This window comes from Saccharopolyspora cebuensis, from assembly GCF_039542665.1.
Lineage (GTDB): Bacteria > Actinomycetota > Actinomycetes > Mycobacteriales > Pseudonocardiaceae > Saccharopolyspora > Saccharopolyspora cebuensis.
On sequence record NZ_BAABII010000010.1, the window covers coordinates 1 to 18,971 of the forward strand.

The window sequence follows — 18,971 nt, forward strand, 5'->3', positions numbered from 1 at the left end:
CGGCTTCGACGAGGCCACCGCCACCGCACTGCGCGGCCGGGTCGAAACCCTGGCCAAGGCCAACCCCCTCTACCCCGAACTGGACGGAGGACGCTGATGCCGCGCACTCCCGGCGCCGACCTGCCGGAGCACCCGGATTTCCTCTGGGACTCGGCAGCTCCCGGGTCCTCCTACGACGTGGTGATCGTCGGTGGTGGCGGCCACGGGCTGGCCACGGCCTACTACCTGGCGGTCAACCACGGCATCACCAACGTCGCCGTGCTGGAGAGCGGGTGGCTGGCGGGCGGCAACATGGCGCGCAACACCACGATCATCCGTTCGAACTACCTGTGGGACGAGAGCGCCGGTCTCTACGAGCACGCCCTGAAGCTGTGGGAAGGGCTCGACGAGGAGCTGGACTACCCGCTGCTGTTCTCGCAGCGCGGGGTGCTGAACCTGGCGCACTCGCTGCAGGAGGTGCGCGACGGCGTCCGGCGGGTCGGGGCGAACCGGCTCAACGGCATCGACGCCGAGTGGCTCGATCCCGACCAGGTCGCCGAGATCTGCCCGATCCTGAACACCTCGGCGGACCTGCGGTATCCCGTGCTCGGGGCGACGTGGCAACCGCGGGCGGGAATCGCCAAGCACGACCACGTCGCGTGGGGATTCGCCCGCGCGCTGAACCGCATGGGCGTGGACCTGGTGCAGAACTGCCAGGTCACCGGGTTCGAGCGGGTCGGGGACAGGGTGACCGGGGTCCGCACCACCCGCGGCACGATCCGGGCCGGCAAGGTCGCGCTGGCCGCCGCGGGCCACACGTCGGTCCTCGCCGACGAGCTGGGGCTGCCGCTGCCGTTGCAGAGCCACCCGCTGCAGGCGCTGGTCTCCGAACTGCTGGAGCCGGTGCACCCCACCGTGGTCATGTCCAACGCGGTGCACGTCTACGTTTCCCAGGCGCACAAGGGTGAACTCGTGCTCGGCGCGGGCATCGACGCCTACAACTCCTACGGGCAGCGCGGGTCGTTCCACACCATCGAGCGGGAGCTGACCGCGGCCGTGGAGCTGTTCCCGGTCTTCGCCCGCGCGCACGTGCTGCGCACCTGGGCCGGAGTCGTCGACGTGACCCCCGACGCCTCGGCGATCATGGGACGCACCCCGTTCGACGGCCTGTACCTCAACTGCGGCTGGGGCACCGGGGGCTTCAAGGCCACCCCGGGAGTGGGTTGGTGCTACGCCCACACCATCGCCCACGACGAACCGCACCCGCTCAACGCCCCGTTCAGCCTCGAGCGGTTCACCACCGGTGCCCTGGTCGACGAGCACGGCGCCGCCGGTGTGGCGCACTGAAGGAGTCCTGCGATGATGCTCATCCCCTGCCCGTGGTGCGGGCCGCGAGACGAGACCGAGTTCCACTACGGCGGCCAGGCGGGCGTGGCCTACCCGGCCGATCCGCATGCCCTGTCCGATGCGGACTGGTCACGATTCCTCTTCTACCGCGCCAATCCGAAGGGCGTGTTCGCCGAGCGGTGGATGCACCAGGTCGGCTGCCGCCGCTGGTTCACCCTCCACCGGGACACCGCCACCAACGAGATCCACCCCGCGGCGAGGACGGTGACGACGTGAGCAACGAGTTCAGGCTGCCCGAAGGCGGCCGCATCGACCGGGCCCGTCCGCTGCGCTTCCGCTTCGACGGGTGCGACTACACCGGTTACGCGGGGGACACCCTCGCTTCCGCGCTGCTGGCCAACGGCGTCCACCAGGTCACCACGAGCATCAAGTACGGCCGCCCGCGCGGGATCATGACCGCCGGGCCGGAAGAGCCGAACGCGCTGGTGCAGATCGACAAGCCGTTCCCGGAGCCGATGCTCACCGCGACCACGGTCGAGCTGCGCGACGGGCTGGAGGCCACCGGACTGCCCGGGCAGGGCCGGCTGGCCACCGAACCGGATCCGGCCCGCTACGACTCGACCAACGCGCACTGCGACGTGCTGATCGTCGGAGCCGGCCCCACGGGCCTGGCCGCGGCGTTGTCCGCGGCACGCAGCGGTGCGCGCGTGATCGTCGCCGACGCCGGGACCGAATTCGGCGGCAGCCTCCTGGGCAGCGGCGAGGAGCTCGACCGAGCCCCGGCCCGGCGCTGGATCCGGCGGGTGGTCTCCGAGCTGGAGTCCACGGCGGACGTGGCGGTCCTGCCGCGCACGACGGTGTTCGGGCACTACGACGACAACTACCTGGTCGCGCTGGAGGACCGGGGGGAGGACGCCTTCACCCGCCAGCGGGTCTGGCACGTCCGGGCCCGCGAGGTGGTGTACGCGACCGGCGCGCACGAGCGCCCGCTGGTCTTCCCGGGCAACGACCGCCCCGGCACGATGCTGGCCGGATCGGCGCGGACCTACCTGCACCGCTACGGCGTGCTGCCCGGCCGGCGCGCTGTCGTGTTCACGACCAACGACAGCGCCTACGCCGCCGCGGTCGACCTGCACGACGCGGGGGTCGAGATCGCCGCGGTGGTGGACGTCCGCCCGGTGGTGCCGACGGTGTGGGCCGCCCGGTGCGTCGAGCGGGGCATCCCGATCCTCACCGGGTGCGCCGTGGGAGGCACGTCGGGCGTCGATCGGGTGTCCGCCGTGGACATCGAGCGGTTGCCTGGTTCCGACGTGGAACCTCCATCGGAGCTCGACTGCGACCTGCTGCTGGTATCCGGGGGCTGGAACCCTGCGGTGCACCTGCACAGCCAGGCGCGCGGCACCTTGCGCTACGCACCGGAGCTCGGCGCGTTCCTCCCCGGCCGCGGCGCGCTCGGCACCCGCTCGGCCGGCGCTGCCGCGGGCACCTTCGCCACGGCGGACTGCCTCCGCACCGGTGCGGCGGCGGGCAGCGACGCGGCGCGGGCCGCCGGGTTCGAAGCCGACGCCGCCGAGGTGCCCACCGCGCCCGCCGGCCCGGGCGTGGCGCCGCAGCCCACGTGGCTGCCGCCCACCGGGCCGGAGGCCGAAGCCGAGCAGTTCGTCGACCTCGCCCGCGACGCCACGGTGGCCGACCTCCGCAAGGCGATCGGGGCGGGGCTGACCTCGGTGGAGCACATCAAGCGCTTCACCACGATCGGCACCGGGCACGACCAGGGCAAGACCTCCGGGACGCTGTCGTCGGGGATCATCGCGGAACTGCTCGACGCCGAGCTCGCCGAGGTCGGTGCCACCACGTTCCGCCCGCCCTACACGCCGGTCCCCTTCGCGGCACTGGCCGGCCGGGACCGCGGCGACCTCTACGATCCGATCCGCGTGACCGCCGTGCACGACTGGCACGTCGAGCGGGGCGCGCCGTTCGAGGACGTCGGCCAGTGGAAGCGGCCCTGGTACTACCCGCACGACCGCGAGAGCATGGAAGACGCTGTGCTGCGCGAATGCCGCGCCGTCCGCACCGGGGTGGGCATGCAGGACGTGTCGACCCTCGGCAAGATCGACGTGCAGGGGCCCGACGCGGCCGAGTTCCTCGACCTCGTCTACACGAACAAGATGAGCACGCTGCGGGTCGGCCGCATCCGGTACGGGCTGATGTGCACCGCCGACGGCATGGTCTTCGACGACGGCACGGTGATGCGCACCGGTGAGCACCGCTACCTGCTCTCCACGACCTCCGGCGGCGCGGCCGGGGTGCTCGAGTGGCTGGAGGACTGGCTGCAGACCGAGTGGACCCACCTGCGCGTGCACCTCACCTCGGTCACCGAACATTTCGCCACCGTCGCGCTGGCCGGACCGCGCTCCCGCGAGGTGCTGTCCCGGGCGGCACCGGACATCGACCTGGACAACGAGAGCTTCCCGTTCATGTCCTGGCGGGACGGGGTCGTCGCGGGCCGCCGGGCGCGGGTGTGCCGGATCAGCTTCTCCGGTGAGCTGGCCTTCGAGATCAACGTGCCCTGGTGGCACGGACGCGAGGTGTGGGAGGCCCTCATCGACGCCGGTGCACCGTGGGACATCACGCCCTACGGCACCGAGACGATGCACGTCCTGCGCGCGGAGAAGGGGTTCCCGATCGTCGGGCAGGACACCGACGGCACGGTGACCCCGCACGACCTGGGCATGAGCTGGGCGGTGTCGAAGAAGAAGGACGACTTCCTCGGCAAGCGGTCCTTCACCCGGGAGGACACCGCGCGTGCGGACCGCAAGCATCTCGTCGGCCTGCTGCCGCCCGAGGGGTCCGCGGTCGTGCCGGAGGGCTCGCAACTGGTGGACGGCGCCGAGCTGCCCGAACCGCCCGTGCCGATGCTCGGGCACGTCACCTCCAGCTACCGCAGCGCCGCGCTCGACAGGCCGTTCGCCCTCGCCTTGGTCAAGAGCGGGCGCGAGCGCATCGGGCAGACGATCTACGGCCACGTCGGCGACCGGCTGGTCCCGCTCGAGATCACCGAGCCCGTGTTCTACGACAAGGAAGGAACGCGCCGCGATGGCTGAGCTGTACGGCGAATCCCCGCTGGCCGCGCACGCCGACGTATTCGCCCGCGCCTCGGCGCCGGGCTCGGTGCGCTTGTCCGAAGTGGCCTTCACCGCTCAGGTCGTGCTCCGGGTCGACCCGAAGGGCCCGGCGGCGGAGCGCATCGGCACCGCGCTCGGCGTGATGCTGCCCAACCAGGCAGGGCAGGTCGCGCACACCGACCGGCTGACCGTGCTGTGGCTCGGACCGGACGAATGGCTGCTGGTCGGACCGGAAGGCGGCGCGGAGCCCATCGAGGACGCCCTGTCCGAGGCGCTGGACGACGAGCACGGCGCCGTCGTGGACGTCTCGGCGCACCGCACGATCATCGCGGTGTCCGGGCCGAGCTCCCGCGAGCTGCTGGCCAAGGGCTGTGCGCTCGACCTGCACCGGCGCGCCTTCGGCCCGGACCAGTGCGCGCAAACCTCGCTGGCGCGCGCCGGCGTCGTGCTGCTGTGCCGCGACGCCGAGCTGCCGAGCTACTGGATCTTCGTGCGCGCTTCCTTCGCGCGCTACCTCGCCGACTGGCTGTCCGACGCGGCAGCCGAGTACCGCGAGGTGGTCCCGCACGCCGCGTCCGGGAGACACGGGTAGCGGCACCTCAGCGGGCTTCCCCCGAAACGCAACGGACGAACTGGAGCAGCAAGTGACCGAAGTGCGCGCAGTCGTGGCCACCGGCAAGGGCAAGCCGGTCGAGGTCACCACGATCCACGTGCCCGACCCGGGCCCGGGTGAGGCGGTCGTGCAGGTGCAGGCCTGCGGCGTCTGCCACACCGACCTGCACTACCGCGAAGGCGGCATCAACGACGAATTCCCGTTCCTGCTCGGTCACGAGGTGGCCGGGGTCGTCGATGTGGTCGGCGAGGGCGTGCGGAACGTCGAGCCGGGCGATTTCGTCGTGCTGAACTGGCGCGCGGTGTGCGGAACCTGCCGCGCCTGCAAGCGCGGTCGCCCGCAGTACTGCTTCGCCACGCACAACGCCGCGCAGCCGATGACGCTGGCAGACGGCACCCCGCTGTCGCCCGCGCTGGGGATCGGGGGATTCGCCGAGCGGACCCTGGTCCACTCCGGGCAGTGCACCAAGGTCGACCCCGCAGCGCGGCCGGCCGTGGCCGGGCTGCTCGGTTGCGGCGTGATGGCCGGCATCGGCGCCGCCGTCAACACCGGTCAAGCCGGTCCCGGCGATTCCGTGGCCGTCATCGGCTGCGGTGGTGTCGGTGACGGGGCCGTGGCGGGAGCGGCGATGGCCGGAGCGCGGCGGGTCATCGCGGTCGACAAGGACCCGGTCAAGCTGGAGTGGGCGCGCGGATTCGGCGCCACCCACACCGTCAACGCCGCTGAGACCGACCCCGTCGAAGCGATCCGCGAGCTCACCGGTGGCCACGGCGCCGACCTGGTCGTCGACGCCGTCGGCGTGCCCGCGACGTTCGAGCAGGCCTTCTACGCCCGCGATCTGGCAGGCACCGTCGTGCTCGTCGGCGTGCCCGACCCGCAGATGCGGCTGGAGCTGCCGCTGCTGGACGTCTTCGCCCGCGGCGGCGCGGTGAAGTCCAGCTGGTACGGCGACTGCCTGCCGGAACGGGACTTCCCGATGCTCATCGAGCTGTACCGGCAGGGCCGGTTGCCGCTGGAGAAGTTCGTCAGCGAGGAGATCTCCCTCGACGGCGTCGAAGACGCGTTCGAGAAGATGCACCGCGGCGAAGTGCTGCGCTCGGTGGTGACGTTCTGATGGGCCTCCGCGTCGATCGAGCCACCGCGACGGGCAAGTTCTCGCTGGACGGCGAGGTGCACGACGTCGAGAACAACATCTGGGTCGTCGGCGACGACCAGCGGTGCGTGGTCATCGACGCCCCGCACGACGTCGAGGCGGTCCGCGAACTCGTAGCGGGCCGCGAGGTGCTGGCCGTGCTGGCCACCCACGCCCACGACGACCACATCCGGGTCGCTCCGGACCTCGCCGAGGCCGTCGGGGCGGGGGTGTACCTGCACCCCGACGACCTGCCGCTGTGGGAGCTCACCCATCCGGCGCGGAAACCGCACAAGCTCCTCGCCGACCGGCAGGTCTTCCGGATCGGGCGCGCCGGGCTGAAAGTGCTGCACACCCCAGGGCACTCGCCCGGTTCGGTGTGCTTCTACTGCCCGGACCTCGGGACGGTGTTCACCGGTGACACGCTGTTCGCCGGCGGACCCGGGGCGACCGGGCGGTCCTTCTCGAACTTCGGCACGATCCTGACGTCCATCCGGGACCGGCTCCTCCCGCTGCCCGGGCGGACCAAGGTCCGCCCGGGGCACGGGCCGGGCACGACGATCGGCGAGGTCGTGCCGCAGTTCGACGACTGGGTCGCGCGGGGGTACTGAGATCTCTCCGGGGCGCGTCCGAATCCGATGGGGGGACGCGCCCCGTCCCGGCCGGCCTCGTCGCGGCTGGGACCGATCGCCGCCGAGTGCGGAACCGGACCGGCAGCCGAACGGAAGAACGGGAAGTGGTGCTTCGATGGCATCTCCGCATTGGTCCCCGAGATCGGACGACGAGCCGTCCGCGGCGTCCCGACGGAAGGCGGCCCTCGCCGAGGCCCTGCGCAACGCCACCTACGAGGTCCTGCCCTTCCGCAGCACCGAGGACAAGGTGCTCGACCACGTGCCGCAGGACGTGCCGCTGACGGTCACCACGACCGAGGCCAGAGGGCTGGAAGCCACCGTCGATCTCACCGTCCGGCTGGTCAAGAACGGCTACGCGGCCGCGCCGCACCTCGCCGCCCGGCTCGTCCGGGACCGCGCGGAGCTGGGCGAGCTCGCCGCGCGCCTGCAGGAGTCCGGTGTGGACCGCGTCTTCGTCATCGGCGGGGACGCCGCCGAACCGGCCGGTGACTTCCCCGACGCGCTGAGCCTGCTGGCCGCCCTCGACGAGGACGGCCACACCTTCACCAACGTCGGCATCGCGGGATATCCGGAGGGCCACGGCACGATCCGCGATGACGTGATGGAGGAGGCGCTGCGGCGCAAGGCCGGTTACGCGGACGAGATCATCACCCAGTTGTGCTTCGACGCGGGCACCACCCTGCGTTGGGCTCGGAGGCTGCAGGCTGCGGGGGTGCGGACGCCGATCCGCGTGGGACTGCCCGGCGCGGTCAACCGCCAGAAGCTCGTTCGCGTGTCGGCAGGTCTGGGCCTGGGGCAATCAGCCCGCTTCCTGGCCAAGCAGTCCGCCCTGTTCTGGCGGTTCTTCCTTCCCGGTGGCTATCGCCCGGACAAGCTGGTTCGCGGCGTGGGTGACCAGATCGCCTGCCCGGGCAGCAACCTCGGCGGCTTCCACCTGTTCACCTTCAACGACGTCGCCGGCACGGAGCGTTGGCGGCAGCGCTGGCTGACCCGCTTGTCCTGAGACGCCCGCGTCCGCCCCCGCTCGACACCAGCCCGGCCGACCAGACCGATCCGAGGACCCATGACCCGAGACAGCTCCCCAGGTCGTGCTGGACCGCCCGTCGACGAGGAGGAGGCCCGGATTCGCGTCGGCAGGCCGGCGAAGCACGCCGCTGGGATCAAAGCGGTGCAGGTTTCGCTGACCCGGGCCGTCAAGCAGATGGGCCTGGTGAAGTCCGCCAAGAACCTCCTGGCGCTGAACCAGGAGCAGGGGTTCGACTGCATGTCGTGCGCCTGGCCGGACCCGCAGGACCACCGCCACACCGCGGAGTTCTGCGAAAACGGTGCGAAGGCCGTCTCCTGGGAAGGCCAACGCGAGACCGTCGGTCCGGAGTTCTTCGCAGCCCACCCCATTTCCGAGCTGTACCAACGGACCGATCACTGGCTGGAACGGCAAGGTCGGCTGGTGCATCCGATGGTCCGCCGCGACGGAGCAGATCACTACGAGCCGATCTCCTGGGACGCCGCGTTCGCGCTGATCGCCCGGCACCTGACCGCGCTGGACTCGCCCGACGAAGCGGAGTTCTACACTTCCGGGCGCGCCTCGAACGAAGCCGCTTTCGTCTACCAGCTGTTCGCCCGCGCCTTCGGGACGAACAACCTGCCCGACTGCTCGAACATGTGCCACGAGTCGACCTCGGTCGCGCTCGCGCAGACCACCGGTGTGGGCAAGGGATCGGTGACCCTGCACGACCTCCACGACGCCGACCTGATCATCGTGTCCGGGCAGAACCCGGGGACCAACCATCCGCGGATGTTGTCCGCGCTGGAGAAGGCCAAGCGCGGCGGTGCCCGCATCCTGGCGATCAACCCGCTGAAGGAGCCGGGACTGCTGCGGTTCGGCAACCCGCAGACCCCCCGCGGGCTCACCAAGGGCACCAGCCTCGCCGACGAGTACCTGCAGATCCGCTCCAACGGTGACCTCGCGTTGTGGCGAGCATTCGCGCACCTGCTGCTCCGAGCCGACGACGAGAATCCGGGCCAGGTGGTCGACCGGGAGTTCATCGACGCCCACACCGTCGGGTTCGAGGCTTGGGAGAAGCACGTCCGCGCCCTCGACTGGGACCAGGTCCGCACCGCGACCGGTCTGACCCGCGCGGAGATCGAATCCGCCGCGCACCTGCTGGCGACGTCCCGTCGGATCGTGAGCTGCTGGGCCATGGGAATCACCCAGCACCGCAACGGGGTGGCGACCATCGAGGAGATGGTCAACGTCGCCCTGCTCCAAGGCATGATCGGCAAGGAAGGGGCAGGTCTGTGCCCGGTGCGCGGGCACTCCAACGTCCAGGGCGACCGCACCATGGGCATCTGGGAGCGGTCTCCCGACTGGTTCCTCGACGCGCTGCGGGACGAGTTCGGCTTCGAGCCGCCCCGCGAGCACGGCCACGACGCGGCCAACGCGGTGCGCGCGCTCCGCGACGGGCGGGCGCGGGTGTTCCTCGGCCTCGGCGGGAACTTCGCCTCGGCGATGTCCGACACCGCCGTGACCGAGTCCGCGCTGCGCTCGGCCGCGCTCACCGTGCAGATCTCGACCAAGCTCAACCGCAGTCACCTCGCGGCGGGCCGGGATGCGTTGATCCTGCCCGCGCTGGGGCGCACGGAGATCGACCGCACCGCAGGGGTGGAGCAACGGGTCACCGTCGAAGACTCCATGTCGGTGGTCCACGCCTCACGTGGCCGGGCGGAACCCGCGGGCCCGCTGCTGAGGTCCGAGGTGGATGTGCTGTGCGGCATCGCGCACGCCACGCTCGGCGACCGGTACGGCATCCCGTGGCAGGAGTTCGCTCGTGACTACTCCCGCATCCGCGACCGGGTGGCGCGCGTGGTCCCCGGTTTCGAGGATTTCAACGACAAGATCCGGCGCCACGCCGGATTCACGCTGCCGCACCCGCCCCGGGACTCGCGTTCGTTCCCGACGCCCGAGGGCAAAGCGGTCTTCTCGGTGAGTCCGCTGGAAGTCATGACCGTGCCGGAGGGCCGGCTGGTCCTGCAGACGCTGCGCAGCCACGACCAGTTCAACACCACGATCTACGGCCTCGACGACCGCTACCGCGGCATCCGATCGGGCCGGAGGGTGCTGTTCATCAACGAGTCCGACCTGCACGACCAGGGGCTCGCCGACGGCGACCACGTCGACATCATCTCCGAATGGCCGCAACGCGACGGCACCACCGACGAACGACGTGCGGAGCGGTTCCGCCTCGTCGCCTACGACACGCCCCCCGGCTGCGTGGCCGCCTACTACCCCGAGACGAACCCGCTGATCCCCCTGGACTCCCAAGCGCTCGGGTCCGGCACCCCCACCTCGAAATGGGTCGTCGTCCGCCTGGACCCGGCTGCGGCGAGCGGGTCGACGGCGGAGGGAGACCAGGTGTAGGTCGGCGGGTTCCGCTTCCGAGGGACAGCACACCACCCGACCACGCCCACCACACCTTCGACCAGGGCCCCGAGCAGCGAGCCCATCCCCGGTGCCGCCGCCCGCCGCGTGCAACGCGGCGGGATTCGCCGCGGTCCCGACCCGCCGGTACGCCGAGAAGGGGGACGACATGAGGCCGGGCGGACGATTCGGAATCGTCCCTTCAGCCGGGAATGAGGCGAAATGATCCCCCTAGTCTGAGACGGCTGGAAGATCCCAGATCGAGCACGAGGAGAACGAAGACGATGAACCGATTCCCGCGCATGATGACGGTCGCCCTGGGTGTCACGACCGCCTTCGCCGGCACGGTCTTCGCGGCTGGTGCTGCCGCCGCCGACGGTCCCGACCACACCGCCGAGCAGTCCGGTATCCGCATCATCGCGCAGGGCGTGACGGCTGACGGCGGCTGGGTCGAGTACACCGGCGTGGGCCACATCGTCGTCGACGGCACTGCCGACGGCGTGGGAGCGCGGGCCGTGGAGGAAGTCGGTGGCGGCATCTGGAGCTACGGCTCCACGCGGAACGCCATCGGGCAGAAGAGCTGCTACTCGCAGTACCAGCACGACACCGTCGCCCACGGCTCGTCGGTCTCGATGGACGGCAGGGAAGACTCCGAATGGGTCGGCCCGGGCGCGGTGTCGAGCGCACGGCTCACCGAGTACACCACGGCGACGTGCAAGACCTACTGGCGCAAGTGATCCCGGCCGCCGGCGGCCAGATCGGGCCGCCGGCAACCCGGCTCGGCACAGCCAGCGCCCTGCGCTCACCGGCCGTCCAGACCCTCGAACTCGGTCACCCTGACCGCGCACTCGACCTCGGCCAGCAGCAGGCATGGATCACGGCCACGGCAGCGCATCCACCCACAGCCACCTGATGGACCGGCCTAACCGCACCCGGTAGGTCAAGAGGTCGATTTCGACGCTGTACGGCCAGACCAACTCGGAACGCCAAGGAAACATGGCAACTCCTCTCCCGAAAAGGCGTTCCCCCACGCCTCAAGGTGAGTTTGCACCAACACCCGCTGCAGCGACCACTCGATACCGCGCCGCACTTCCAGCACGGCACTGCAACAGGCGGGAACACCCACAGCCTGGCCAAGCTGTGGGTGCACCAGGCCGGAGCAACTGGGCAGGCCGCCGCGGTCCTCGCCGGCGCCATCACGGGCGGATGGTGCTGAAGTTGGGGGCATCGCCACCTGGCACCCGGAACAGGACCGGCCCGCCCTCGCCGCGCTGCGCCCCGACTCGACGATGCCCGGGCTGGTCGTGACCCGTTCCGGACTGCTAGCAGGGGACGCCCGCGCAGGAGCAGTTGTCGTGCTCGGGCCGTCACTCGCGCACGGCAGGCGGTGCTTGCGCCGTGATGCGCAACGACTCGGCCATCGTGAGGAACGGGGCCCAGGTACCGGCCAGCTGCTCGACGGTGAAGCCTGCCGAGAGCAGGTACGTAGCCGCCGTGATGACCTCCCCGGCTTCCTCGCCCACCATGTGCACGCCCAGGATCCGCCCTGCTGCTGGCTCGGACACCAGCTTCAGCAGGCCGCTGGTGCGTTGGTTGACCATGGCCCTGGGCACGAAGGCGAGCGGCAACTCGCGGGTTTCGCACGGCTGTCCCGCTGCTTCCGCTTCGCGCGGCGTCAGGCCGACCGATGCGATGGCGGGCGCGGTGAAGGTCACCCGGGGAACGGCGGTGTAGTCCAGCGCCCGGGGCGTGTCGCCGAACATGTTGGACACGGCCGCGACGCCTTGGGCGCCTGCCACGTAGACGAACTGCCGCTGTCCGGTGACGTCGCCCGCTGCCCAGATCCGCGGGTGGGCGGTGCGCAGGTGCTCGTCGACGACGACTTCACCGCGCGAGCCCAGCTCCACGTCGACGGCTGCGAGGTTCAGCCCGTCGGTGACCGGGCGTCGCCCGGTGGCGATCAGGATCTTCTCCGCCGACACCTCTCGCTGGTCGCTGTCGGCGGTCAGCTCGGCGAGGACCCCCGTCCCGGTCGGCTGCACGCGGGTCAGCGTCGTGCCGGTCAGGAACTCGACCCCTTCCTCGACCAGCGCCCGCTGCAAGGCCGCGGACAGGGACGGGTCCTCGAACGGGGCGATGCGCGGGGCCAGTTCCACGACGGTGGTCCTGGCTCCCAGGCGGGCGAACAACTGGGCTTGCTCCAGACCGATCGCATTTCCGCCGATCACGAGCAGCGACTCGGGAACCCGGTCCAGCGACATGGCGCTCGCCGACGTCAGGTGGTCGACGTCGCCGAGGCCGGGGATGTCCGGGATCAGCGGCTCGGCACCGGTGCCGATGAGGACGTGCTCCGCAGAGATCCGCGTCTGCGCACCGTCCTGGCCGGTGACGATCAGCGCGGGACGTTCCTGCCCGGAGGGCGAGAACGACGCCGTGCCGCGCAGGAGATCGATTCCCGCCTGCTCGGTTCCTTTGACGTGGTCTTCTTCGCGCCGTTCGCGGAGCAACGCGTCCTTGGCTGCGACCAGCGGCGGCAGGTCGACAGGTCCGGCGGAGGTCGGGATGCCGGGGAAGCTGCTGTTCTGGGCCGATTTCCGCGCCTCGGCCGCGGCGAGCAGGCTCTTCGACGGGATGCACCCGACGTTGAGGCAGGTGCCTCCGGGATCGGCTCGCTCCACCATGGCGACCGACTTGCCGCGCCGTCGTGCTTCCGTCGCTGCGGCCTTGGCCGCGGATCCGGCTCCGATGACCGCGAGGTCGTAGTTCTGGATGTGGCTGGTGCTGTGCATCACGTGCTCCGGGGGAGGTGGTGGTCAGGCCGCGCTGCCGGCCGGGTGAGGAGTGGTTCGCCGACCGGCTCGCGACCTACCGCCAGGTGCGGTCGAGGAAGTCGGCGATCAGCGGCGCGATCTGGCCCAGGTGGTCTTCGAGGGCGAAGTGGCCGGTGTCGAAGAGGTGGAGTTCGGCATCGGGCAGGTCGCGCAGGTAGGCGCGGCCGCCGGGTTCGGGGAAGAACGGGTCGTTGCTGCCCCAGGTGATGAGCGCGGGCGGGGTGTGCTCGCGCAGCCAGGCCTGCCAGCGGTCGTAGCGCTCGATGTTGGAGTGGTAGTCGAAGAGCAGCGACAGCTGCGCTCGCTGGCGCTCCGGCTTGTCGAGGAAGTACTGGTCCAGGACCCAGCCGTCCGGGGCGATGAGTTCGGGCGCGGCCACACCGGTCTCGTACTGGCCGCGCGTGGTGGCCGGGGTGAGGAAGTCCCGGAGGGTGTCCTCGGCGCCGGGGTCGTCGGGGTGTTGGGTGAGTACGTCGCGGGCGAGCGCGGAGAGCCCGTCCTCGTAGGCGTTGCCGTTCTGCACGACCAGCCCGGCGATCCACTCGGGGTGGCGTTCGGCGAGGCGGAAGCCCGTGGGGGCGCCGTAGTCGAAGACGTACATGACGAACCGGTCCAGTCCGAGCCGCTGGACGAAGCCTTCGGTGACCTCGGCGAGCCGGTCGAAGGAGAAGACGAAGCCATCCGGGGTTTCGGTGTGGCCGAACCCGGGCAGGTCCGGGGCGATCAGCCGGTAGTGCGATCCGAGGACGTCGATGAGTCGGCGGAACTGGTGCGAGGCCGAGGGGAAGCCGTGCAGGAGCAGCAGCACGGGCGCCTCCGCCCGGTCGGGCAGTGACTCGCGGTAGAAGACGCGGACACCGTCGACCTCGACGTGCCGGTGAGCGGTGCGCGTGATCCGATCGAACGCCATGCTAATCCTTTCTTTGTTCGTTGATGCATTAGTACTCGACGCGTGCTAATGCGTCAAGGAGCGAGGTAGCATTAGCCCATGTCTGATGGAACCCCGCTCGTCGGCGAGCCGCTGGCGTTGGACCTCGTCAACACCCGCCCGGTCACGGGTGATCTGCTCACCACGCTCGACGAGCTGCGCACCTGGCTCAGGCTTCAAGGTGATCGGCTCCCGGAGGCGTGCGAGGTGTTCGCCCAGCTCACCGAGGAGGACCTGGCCGGCGTCCGGGCGATCCGCGAGCACGCGGCCGGCGCTCTCGCCCGCGTTCGCCGGGGCGAACGCCCCGACGAGGCCGACCTCGAAGCGCTCAACCGCGCGCAGGGTGCCGCGCCCCTCATCAACGAACTGAGCTGGAACGGGTCGACCACCACTGGCGCCCGACGGCGCATCGGCCCGCCCGGAACGTGCGTGGCGGGCTGGCTCGCCGAAGCCGCCGCCGACCTGCTGTCCGATCCAGCGGTCGCCAAGGTCCGCGAGTGCGCGGCCGATGACTGCGTGCTGCTGTTCCTGCCGGCTCACTCGCGCCGCCGCTGGTGCTCAGCCACCCGCTGCGGCAACCGAGCCCGCGTCGCCCGCCACTACCAGCGCCACAAGGCCGGATAGCCCGGAACCCCCTGGGGGTGTTCCGCACCCGCTCAGGCGGGAGGGTGCTCAGCGGCCTGTCGCCGCCGGGGGTGCAGACCCTGTCGCGTGCTGCGGAGTTTCCAGCTCGCTTCCTGGCCTGCGGGCGAGTGCCGTCGTCGTCGACTGTGCTCTTCGCCTCGCCGGATTGACGCGGGCGTCGTTCACGAGTACCCCTACCCCCTAGGGGTATCATCCCCGGAACGGACGTCCTGGAGACACGTAGGAGACGGTGTGACAACGAGGACAGCACCGCGAGGCGGGTTGATCCCGCTGCTGGTGATCGCCACCGCGCAATTGATGCTGGTGTTGGACGACTCGATCGTGAATATCGCGCTGCCGAGCATTCAGCAGGCGTTGGGGGTGGATGCGGTGCATCTGCCCTGGATCGTCAACGCCTACATCCTCGCCTTCGGCGCCCTGCTGCTGTTGGGGGGCCGAATCGGTGACCTGTGGGGGCAGCGCCGCACCCTGCAGGTGGGCATCGCGATCTTCGTGCTCGCCTCCCTGGCCGGCGGCCTGGGGCAGAACACGACGATGCTCATCGTCGCCCGTGCGGTGCAGGGCCTGGGGGCGGCGCTGGCCTCGCCGAACGCCCTGGCGCTGATCGCCACGACGTTCGGCGAGCGCAAGACCCGGGATACCGCGTTGTCGCTCTACGGAGCGATGTCCGGGCTCGGCATCGTGGTCGGCCTGCTGCTCGGTGGCGTGCTGACCAGCACCCTCGGCTGGCGCTGGGTGTTCTTCATCAACGTCCCGATCGGGCTGCTCGTGCTGCTCGGCAGCCGCACCCTCATCGCCGCCGAGCGCAACCGGGGCCAACTCGGCATCGGCGGCGCGGTCCTCGGCACGGGCGGGATGATCGCCCTGATCTACGCCATCACGCGCTTCGGCGAGGACGGGTTCACCGACCCGCTCGCCCTCGCCCTGGTCGGTGTGGCGGCCGCGCTGCTCGCCGTGTTCATCGCCACCCAAGCCCGGAGCCGCAGCCCGTTGATCCCGCTGAGCCTGTTCCGGGACCGCAACCGCACCGGCGCCTACGCCAGCGTGTTGCTGCTGGCCATCGGCCCCATGGGCACGCTCTACGTCATCACCCTCTACCTGCAGAAGGTGCAGCAGTTCACCCCGATGCAGACCGGTGCGGCATGGTTGCCGTTCGCCGCCGGACTCGTGCTCGGCACCGCAAGCGCTCCGAAGCTGCTGCTGCGGATCGCCCCGCGCGTCGTCGCCGGAGCCGGCGCGCTGCTCAGCGCCCTGGCCGCGTTCTGGTTCTCCTCCATCGCCGCCGACACGAGCTACTGGCTGCACCTGGCACCAGCCATGTTCCTGCTCGGGCTCGGGTTCGGACTCGGCATCCTGGCGCTGATCCAAGCGGCGGTCTATCGCGTCGACGAGGACAAGGCCGGGATCGCTTCGGCCCTGTTCAACTCCGCCCAGCAGATCGGCGTCGCCCTCGGCCTGGCCGTGCTCGCCGGCATCGCCGCCACGATCACCGCCAGCCCGGAGAACGCCGACCTTCCCACCGGGGCGGCCCTGGTCAGCGGCTACAGCACCGCGATGACCGTCGCCGCCGGCGTGCTCGTCGCGGCCGGGGTCCTGGCCCTGACCATGCTCAGCGCACGACCGAGCACCAAGCCCGGCCCGCACGACACCGCCAAGGACGAACCCGCCGAATCGACGACCTGACCGGACACAACCCCCGCCAACGGACGGGGAGCCCGCACCGGCCGACGCGGGCTCCCCGTCCTGCGGCTCAGCGCATCCACGGGAATCAACGTCCACGACGAGGTCTTCGTCGACGAGGTCTCCGGCCCGGTACCCGAGTTCGACCGAGTCGACACCACGCTTGCGCCCGCGTCGGCTTGCAGACTGGTCTCGGTACGGGGCGCGCGAGGCGAGGCAGGCCGCCACGATCCGCTCGCCAGGCGGCTCGATGTCTTGGTGCACGACGCGAGCGGCAGCGCGAGCCTCATGCCTCGGACGTTCTGTGTTCAGCGCAGCGGGTTCGCGGCAAGGCCTTCGGTGATGAGCAGTACGAGGACCGAGCTCCGGGTGATGCCCAACTGCTCGCGCCGGCTGCTGTCGGCCAGCACCTTCCGGACGCCGGCGAGCGTCGCCGCACCACAGGGGCCTGCGACTTGGCCGAGGGCGGTGAGGTCCCGGACCGCCTGACGGCATTCGTCCTCGGTGACGCTGACCGCTGCGTCGAGTCCGGCCAGGAGGCTGGGCCATCCGAGCCCGGACGGCGTACCGCAGTTCAGGCCGGTCATGATCGAGGGGTAGCTGGTGTCGACGCTCACCGGATGGGCGGCCACCAGCGACTCCGCGATGCAGGCAGCGGTCTCGGGTTCGACGCTCAGCAGGGCGGGCGGGTCGCCGTCCGGGGACCTGTAGTGGTCGACCATCGCGTGGGCGAACGACCCGACGCCGACCGGGCACGCTACGAGGTGCGGGCCGGGTAGCTCGTAGGCTGCCATGGCGTCGTCGATCTCGCGGAACAAGGTTCCGTAGCCTTCGACGATCCAGCGCGGGATGTCGACGTAGCCCTCCCACGCCGTGTCCTGGATGAGCAGGTCCGTCTCGCTGTTGGCTGCTGCCTCGGCGGCGGCTTCGATGACCTCGTCGTAGGTCCGGTCCAAGGCGACGAGCTCGGCGCCCTCACCTCGGATGCCGGACACGGCGTTCTCGCTGACCCCGGTCGGGATGTAGACGCGCGCGGCGAGGCCGAGGAGAGCCGCGACGCGCGCCACCGCCCACCCGTGATTTCCGTCCGTCGCCGTGACCAGGACCGGGCGTGCCGCCACCGGCAACGCCGCGAGGAGGTGGTCGCGCAGCCGCGGGAGGGTCATGTCGACCGCTTCGAGCCCCAGCCGCTCGCACAGCGCGCGACAGGTGGCCCAGGACGCACCAAGCACCTTGAACGCGGGAAGTCCCAGGCGCTGGGACTCGTCCTTGGCATGCACCTGGCCGACGCCGAGCTCGTCGGCCAGGGCTGGCAGGGAGGTCAGCGAAGTCGGTTGGTAGCCGTCAAGGGACCGGTGGAACGCCAGCGCCGAACGAGGCGGCTCGGTGCGCCACTGGCGGGCGTCGGGGTTGTGGTACCAGTGCTTGAGCGACATGCACCCCATCCTCCGCGCGGAGACCGTGCAGGAAAAGCACGAGTTCCCGCACTACCATTGCAACTTCTGCTTCACGATTGGGTGGGGGCGCACCAGGAGCGCGGCCGTGCCGGAGGAGTGAGCAGGATGCTGAACGTCGGTCGACTGCGAGTGCTGCGCGAGCTCCACCACCGCAAGACGTTGTCCGCGGTCGCCGAGGCGCTCTCGTACAGCACCTCGGCCGTCTCGCAGCAGGTGCGCCAGCTCGAGAAGGAAGTCGGCGTCCGTCTCATCGAGCCTGTCGGGCGGCGAATCCGGCTCACGCCGCAGGGACTCCTCCTCGCCGACCACGCCGAGAAGATCCTCGGCCTGGTGGAGCGAGCGCAGGTCGATGTGGCGGCATCGCTGGAGCATCCGCGAGGCACGGTCCGGCTGGCGGCGTTCCAGTCCGCGGCGTTGACCTTCGTGCCGCGCGCCCTCCGTGAGCTGCAGGACCGGTACCCGGACCTGATCGTCGAATTCCACCAGGGCGAGCCGGAACGAACCCTGCCCGCCTTGAGCTCGGGCGACTTCGACCTGGTGATCGCTGAGTCCTACCCGGGTATCCCGCTGCCGTCGATGCCCGGCGTCGTAGTCGACACGCTCCTGGAGGACGGCCTGTGGCTGGCGATGAACGCCTCGATCGCGGACTCGATCGACCCCGCGTGCGACACCTTCGCCCAGTTGTCCGGTGCCGGGTGGGCCGTGGAAGTGGCGGCTTCGGCGCCTCGCACCTGGGTCGTCGACGAGTGCCGCAAGCACGGGTTCGAGCCGAGGATCGTCTGCTCCTCGGAAGACCTCGCCGTCCAGCTCCAGTTCGTCGAAGCCGGACTCGCGGTCGCCGTGCTACCCGGGCTGGCCCTCGAAGCCGCTTCAACGAGCCTGCGGAAGTTCCCGACGGCGCCCGGCATCCAACGCCGCCGAGTGCTCCTGGTGTCCCGTGAAGCCTCGTACTCGCTCCCGGCCTCCTCGGTCGTCCGCACGGCACTGGAACGCGCCTCCGCCCAGCTCCGGGTAGGCGAACTCGGCCGATAGGGGCCTGCACCCGATCGTCCACTTCTACTTCACTCGAACGAACACGAATCACCGCTTTTTCTTCCCCGTCGGGTTCACGGAGGATGAGGCCTCGTCCAGTGATGCAGGCCGCACGGTGCTGGTTCCAGCCCGCCTCGGAGCGCGGAGGTCCT

At 70.7% G+C, this 18,971-nt stretch carries 15 protein-coding genes; 12 read left to right on the forward strand and 3 right to left on the reverse strand.

Annotation, left to right across the window (positions count from 1 at the left end; all coding sequences use genetic code 11):
• The first annotated feature begins 96 nt into the window (after window positions 1-96).
• The 9 genes from ABD976_RS14565 (at window position 97) to ABD976_RS14605 (ending at window position 10,983) form a co-directional block, all read left to right on the forward strand.
• Window positions 97-1,326: a sarcosine oxidase subunit beta family protein gene (locus ABD976_RS14565; protein WP_345363263.1), complete on the forward strand. Its 1,230-nt coding sequence runs from the start codon at window positions 97-99 to the stop codon at window positions 1,324-1,326.
• Between the two features lie 12 nt (window positions 1,327-1,338).
• Window positions 1,339-1,602, forward strand: coding sequence for a sarcosine oxidase subunit delta (locus ABD976_RS14570; protein ID WP_345363265.1), 264 nt, complete (start codon window positions 1,339-1,341; stop codon window positions 1,600-1,602).
• Window positions 1,599-4,430, forward strand: coding sequence for a 2Fe-2S iron-sulfur cluster-binding protein (locus ABD976_RS14575; RefSeq protein WP_345363267.1), 2,832 nt, complete (start codon window positions 1,599-1,601; stop codon window positions 4,428-4,430). Before ABD976_RS14570 ends, ABD976_RS14575 begins: the two co-directional genes overlap by 4 nt.
• Complete coding sequence (locus ABD976_RS14580) at window positions 4,423-5,043, forward strand: sarcosine oxidase subunit gamma (protein WP_345363269.1); 621 nt, start codon at window positions 4,423-4,425, stop codon at window positions 5,041-5,043. The genes ABD976_RS14575 and ABD976_RS14580 overlap by 8 nt, the downstream gene beginning before the upstream one ends.
• A gap of 52 nt (window positions 5,044-5,095) precedes the next feature.
• Window positions 5,096-6,178, forward strand: a complete 1,083-nt coding sequence (locus tag ABD976_RS14585; protein ID WP_345363271.1) for an S-(hydroxymethyl)mycothiol dehydrogenase — start codon at window positions 5,096-5,098, stop codon at window positions 6,176-6,178.
• Complete coding sequence (locus tag ABD976_RS14590; RefSeq protein ID WP_345363273.1) at window positions 6,178-6,807, forward strand: MBL fold metallo-hydrolase; 630 nt, start codon at window positions 6,178-6,180, stop codon at window positions 6,805-6,807. The genes ABD976_RS14585 and ABD976_RS14590 overlap by 1 nt, the downstream gene beginning before the upstream one ends.
• 136 nt (window positions 6,808-6,943) lie before the next feature.
• Complete coding sequence (locus ABD976_RS14595) at window positions 6,944-7,831, forward strand: methylenetetrahydrofolate reductase (RefSeq protein ID WP_345363275.1); 888 nt, start codon at window positions 6,944-6,946, stop codon at window positions 7,829-7,831.
• A 60-nt stretch (window positions 7,832-7,891) separates the two neighbouring features.
• A complete protein-coding gene (locus tag ABD976_RS14600) occupies window positions 7,892-10,246 on the forward strand; it encodes an FdhF/YdeP family oxidoreductase (RefSeq protein ID WP_345363277.1) in 2,355 nt (784 codons plus the stop codon).
• Between the two features lie 284 nt (window positions 10,247-10,530).
• Window positions 10,531-10,983, forward strand: coding sequence for a lactococcin 972 family bacteriocin (locus ABD976_RS14605; protein ID WP_345363279.1), 453 nt, complete (start codon window positions 10,531-10,533; stop codon window positions 10,981-10,983).
• A 630-nt stretch (window positions 10,984-11,613) separates the two neighbouring features.
• Here the strand turns inward: ABD976_RS14605 and merA are convergent.
• The gene (gene merA, locus ABD976_RS14610) at window positions 11,614-13,035 is read right to left on the reverse strand and encodes a mercury(II) reductase (protein ID WP_345363281.1); all 1,422 of its coding nucleotides are present in this window, start codon (window positions 13,033-13,035) and stop codon (window positions 11,614-11,616) included.
• A gap of 76 nt (window positions 13,036-13,111) precedes the next feature.
• Complete coding sequence (locus ABD976_RS14615) at window positions 13,112-13,987, reverse strand: alpha/beta fold hydrolase (protein WP_345363283.1); 876 nt, start codon at window positions 13,985-13,987, stop codon at window positions 13,112-13,114.
• A gap of 78 nt (window positions 13,988-14,065) precedes the next feature.
• Here ABD976_RS14615 and ABD976_RS14620 point away from each other — a divergent pair, with 78 nt between their 5' ends.
• Window positions 14,066-14,629, forward strand: coding sequence for a CGNR zinc finger domain-containing protein (locus ABD976_RS14620; RefSeq protein WP_345363285.1), 564 nt, complete (start codon window positions 14,066-14,068; stop codon window positions 14,627-14,629).
• A gap of 252 nt (window positions 14,630-14,881) precedes the next feature.
• Entirely contained in the window at window positions 14,882-16,333 is a 1,452-nt protein-coding gene (locus tag ABD976_RS14625) for an MFS transporter (protein ID WP_345363287.1), read from the forward strand.
• A gap of 305 nt (window positions 16,334-16,638) precedes the next feature.
• Here ABD976_RS14625 and ABD976_RS14630 read toward each other — a convergent pair whose 3' ends face one another.
• Entirely contained in the window at window positions 16,639-17,766 is a 1,128-nt protein-coding gene (locus ABD976_RS14630) for a diaminopropionate ammonia-lyase (RefSeq protein ID WP_345363289.1), read from the reverse strand.
• Between the two features lie 126 nt (window positions 17,767-17,892).
• Here ABD976_RS14630 and ABD976_RS14635 point away from each other — a divergent pair, with 126 nt between their 5' ends.
• Window positions 17,893-18,819 carry a LysR family transcriptional regulator gene (locus tag ABD976_RS14635; RefSeq protein WP_345363291.1) on the forward strand — a complete coding sequence of 309 codons (927 nt, stop codon included), beginning with the start codon at window positions 17,893-17,895 and terminating at the stop codon, window positions 18,817-18,819.
• The last annotated feature ends 152 nt before the right edge of the window (window positions 18,820-18,971 follow it).

Bases quoted from the DNA above. Each gene is read 5' to 3' on its own strand.
- ABD976_RS14565 (WP_345363263.1), top strand. From the start codon at position 97: ATGCCGCGCACTCCCGGCGCCGACCTGCCGGAGCACCCGGATTTCCTC.
- ABD976_RS14570 (WP_345363265.1), top strand. From the start codon at position 1,339: ATGATGCTCATCCCCTGCCCGTGGTGCGGGCCGCGAGACGAGACCGAG.
- ABD976_RS14580 (WP_345363269.1), top strand. From the start codon at position 4,423: ATGGCTGAGCTGTACGGCGAATCCCCGCTGGCCGCGCACGCCGACGTA.
- ABD976_RS14590 (WP_345363273.1), top strand. From the start codon at position 6,178: ATGGGCCTCCGCGTCGATCGAGCCACCGCGACGGGCAAGTTCTCGCTG.
- ABD976_RS14595 (WP_345363275.1), top strand. From the start codon at position 6,944: ATGGCATCTCCGCATTGGTCCCCGAGATCGGACGACGAGCCGTCCGCG.
- ABD976_RS14600 (WP_345363277.1), top strand. From the start codon at position 7,892: ATGACCCGAGACAGCTCCCCAGGTCGTGCTGGACCGCCCGTCGACGAG.
- ABD976_RS14605 (WP_345363279.1), top strand. From the start codon at position 10,531: ATGAACCGATTCCCGCGCATGATGACGGTCGCCCTGGGTGTCACGACC.
- merA (WP_345363281.1), bottom strand. From the start codon at position 13,035: ATGCACAGCACCAGCCACATCCAGAACTACGACCTCGCGGTCATCGGA.
- ABD976_RS14615 (WP_345363283.1), bottom strand. From the start codon at position 13,987: ATGGCGTTCGATCGGATCACGCGCACCGCTCACCGGCACGTCGAGGTC.
- ABD976_RS14620 (WP_345363285.1), top strand. From the start codon at position 14,066: ATGTCTGATGGAACCCCGCTCGTCGGCGAGCCGCTGGCGTTGGACCTC.
- ABD976_RS14630 (WP_345363289.1), bottom strand. From the start codon at position 17,766: ATGTCGCTCAAGCACTGGTACCACAACCCCGACGCCCGCCAGTGGCGC.
- ABD976_RS14635 (WP_345363291.1), top strand. From the start codon at position 17,893: ATGCTGAACGTCGGTCGACTGCGAGTGCTGCGCGAGCTCCACCACCGC.